Consider the following 2560-nt stretch of genomic DNA (forward strand, 5'->3'; position numbering starts at 1 on the left):
CTGCAATTTCCGCTTCCGCGAAGCCGATCTGCCTCTTCATCCTCGTGAGTCCGTTCTGTGAGCTGCCTTCTATAACGTCTTCGGCTACGTGAGCGATGACCGCCGAGCTCCATTAATCAGCGTTTCCTTAGTGCACATGTCGGATGAGTTCGAGAAAAATCCGCCCGTAGTCCTGGTGGTTGATGATACGGCACCGAATCTGGGCCTGGTCGTAGACTTTCTTGAGGGGAGCGGTTTGCACGTCTCGATTGCCCGGGACGGTGAAGAGGCGCTGAGTCGCGCGGCCCTCGTACGTCCGGACCTGATACTGCTCGACGTGATGATGCCGGGTCTGGATGGGTTCGAGGTTTGCCGCCGTTTGAAAGCGACCCCGGAAACGTGGGACATCCCCGTCATCTTCATGACCTCACTGTCGCACACCGAGGACAAGACCGTGGGGTTCCAGGTCGGGGCCGTCGACTACGTCACCAAGCCCTTGCAGATGGAAGAACTCCTCGCGCGAGTGAGAACCCACGTGAAGTTCCGGCGGCTACAGAAGGTCCTGCAAGAGAGCAATGCACGCTTGCACGACGAGGTGGAGAGGCGGCAGGCCGCCCAGGAGGCGCTGGTCGAGATGATCAGTAGCGTGCGCAACACATCGAATGCAATCGCTCACGATTTGCGAACGCCTCTGACTGAACTCCGGACGCGGATGGAGGTGATGATTCTCGATTTGAAGAAGAAGGTCGACGCCGACACGCTTGAGCGCCTGGAGGGTTCGCTCACCGATATCGACCGGGTGATCAGCATTTTTAATGCCCTTCTTCGTCTGGCGGAGATCGATGCAGGGGTGCGAAGGTCAGGCTTTGTTGCGAGCAATGTTGCAGATATCGTTTCCGAAGCGGTGGAGTTTTACCAACCGCTAGGCGACCTTCGAGGGATTGCCCTGTCGCAGACTTGTCCCGCCGAGCTGGAAGCGGTTGTGGACCCGCTACTGATTGCGCAAGCAGTCGGAAACGTGATTGATAACGGACTGAAGTTCGCATGTTCGCGCGTGCATGTGACAGTGAGCGAGCGCGAAGGGCTCATCGAGATTGAAGTAGCGGACGATGGCCCGGGCGTTCCTGCTGCCGAGAAGGCGAAGGTAACGGAGCGCTTCTACCGGGGCGATGCGAGCCGGGGAACGCCGGGCGTCGGGCTCGGCCTCGCGCTCGTGAAAGGTGTCGCAACGCTGCATAGAGGCACGCTGACACTGGTGGACAACCATCCCGGACTCGTTGTGAAGTTGACGGTGTCCTGCCGATCCGACTATCGCCTCGAGGGGCAGCACTGAGAGAGGTTTGTGGCCGTGCTCGCCCCGAAAAGGGGCGAGGTCGGTGCGAACGAAGCTGCCGCGCAGTCGCATGTATACTTGTCGGCCCTGTTGCGCGATACGCGGCAACTTCGGTTCGTAAAGCATGAGTAAACTTGTTTCCTATGTCAGCTCCATTCATGGGCTGTCCGGCCCTGTGACGATCGTGCGCCAGGACGTTTCAACGGAGACCTGGCGCGAACAGGACATCGAAGTTCACAAGCAGGAAATCACCTTCGCTTTCGACAACGGCGCGGTGATTCGCCGATCCCTCGAGTGGGATCAGGTGAGCTCCGATGCGCTCTGCGCCGAATGCTGGATCGACTATGTCGTGATCCAGCATCCCGCCGGCCTCAGCATCGATCCGGCGAGCCAGAGATTCGACAACGTCTGCCGCGAAACCTTCTGGCTGCGTTATCACACCGCATGACGTTTGCCCGGATGTCCGTCCAGTCAGTCTTGCCTCGCGGCCGCGTGGCTCTCGCCAAGCGCACCGTAAAAGACGCCGCCAGTGATTGCGACGCCCAGTGCCGAGCCGATCTGAAACGTAGAAATCACAACCCCTGAGGCGCGAGTCCGGCATGCTTTGTCGGGACTCCGCCAATGACCGCCTCGATGCGCCGCTGCGGCTTGCATCGCTGTCGACATCGTGCGACCTGCGCAGTCTCGCGACCCGCAAGCTCGACGCAGCGGGGATCGCCTGGATCGACGTGTTCATAGGCGGTGGCACGCCGGCCGTCACCGTCGCTGTCTCGGCCGGGCTTGCCGTCGGTGCGTTCGCGCAGCGGGTCGCGCCGGTCGGTGTCATCGAAGTCGGCGCGCTGCTGGGGCTCCCCGCGCTTCCTCCTTCGGAAATCGTGCTGCATTCGAGCCTCTCGGATACGAGGTCGCGTGGAGCGCTGCGCACGATTGCCGCTGCGTTTCGCGAACATCGAGCGGCGATTCGATACTTGGCGTTGAGAACACTCCATCAGACAAGCGCAACACCTGGGCCCGCCAAGGAGGTTCGATGACATCGAGTCATTAAACAAATGACACCCACGCTCTCGCGAAAACACCACGCCACACAGAGAATGCTTCCCAACACGGCATCCGCCGTAATCGAGGAGATGGTATGGACGCCTCCCTCCCGCGTCGGATAGGAGAGGCAGTAGGAACGGCGGAGCCCTCGCTATACCCGACGGCATCAGAGTGCCAAAGTGGCGGTGTCAAAACGACCAGTAAGGGTAA

General features: G+C 60.4%; 3 protein-coding genes. All 3 read left to right on the plus strand.

Annotated features, from left to right (window positions below; all coding sequences use genetic code 11):
• Positions 1–88: 88 nt before the first annotated feature.
• The 3 genes from F6X40_RS41230 (at position 89) to F6X40_RS41240 (ending at position 2343) form a co-directional block, all read left to right on the plus strand.
• Positions 89–1312, plus strand: coding sequence for a hybrid sensor histidine kinase/response regulator (locus tag F6X40_RS41230; RefSeq protein WP_316251900.1), 1224 nt, complete (start codon positions 89–91; stop codon positions 1310–1312).
• Positions 1313–1436: 124 nt separating this feature from the next.
• The gene (locus tag F6X40_RS41235) at positions 1437–1760 is read left to right on the plus strand and encodes a hypothetical protein (RefSeq protein ID WP_187631854.1); all 324 of its coding nucleotides are present in this window, start codon (positions 1437–1439) and stop codon (positions 1758–1760) included.
• Between the two features lie 151 nt (positions 1761–1911).
• Positions 1912–2343 (plus strand): hypothetical protein, encoded by a 432-nt coding sequence (locus tag F6X40_RS41240; protein ID WP_187631855.1) that lies wholly within the window; start codon positions 1912–1914, stop codon positions 2341–2343.
• The last annotated feature ends 217 nt before the right edge of the window (positions 2344–2560 follow it).

This window comes from Paraburkholderia sp. UCT31 (assembly GCF_014397655.1).
GTDB lineage: Bacteria > Pseudomonadota > Gammaproteobacteria > Burkholderiales > Burkholderiaceae > Paraburkholderia > Paraburkholderia tuberum.